The sequence below is a fragment of the Paraburkholderia sp. A1RI_3L genome (assembly GCF_048957895.1).
Lineage (GTDB): Bacteria > Pseudomonadota > Gammaproteobacteria > Burkholderiales > Burkholderiaceae > Paraburkholderia > Paraburkholderia kururiensis.
This window is the reverse complement of the sequence record NZ_JARCHA010000121.1, coordinates 1-218: the sequence shown is the minus strand read 5'-3', so window position 1 is coordinate 218 and position 218 is coordinate 1. Positions and strand designations below refer to the sequence as shown.

Sequence of the window (218 nt, the reverse complement as noted above, 5' to 3'; positions counted from 1 at the left end):
AGTCAACTCGCGCACGCTCAGGATCGGCTCGCGCTCCTGCGCCTTGGTGTCGAGGGCGCTGCGAGCGCTCGGCGCGGCCGCCTGAATCGGCGCGACATCTGTGCCTGCGAGCAGCGGAAAGCGGGCCGGCAAATCCGTTCCTCGCATCGATCCGAGCCGCGGCACCGCTGCGAGCAGCGCACGCGTATAGACGTGAGATGGCGTACCGAAGATTTGCC

The 218-nt window shown here is 67.9% G+C and carries 1 pseudogene; it reads right to left on the bottom strand.

The annotated features are described in order from the left end of the window. A pseudogene (locus PXJ20_RS33180) lies at window positions 1–218 on the bottom strand (glutathione ABC transporter ATP-binding protein GsiA); the annotation flags it as partial.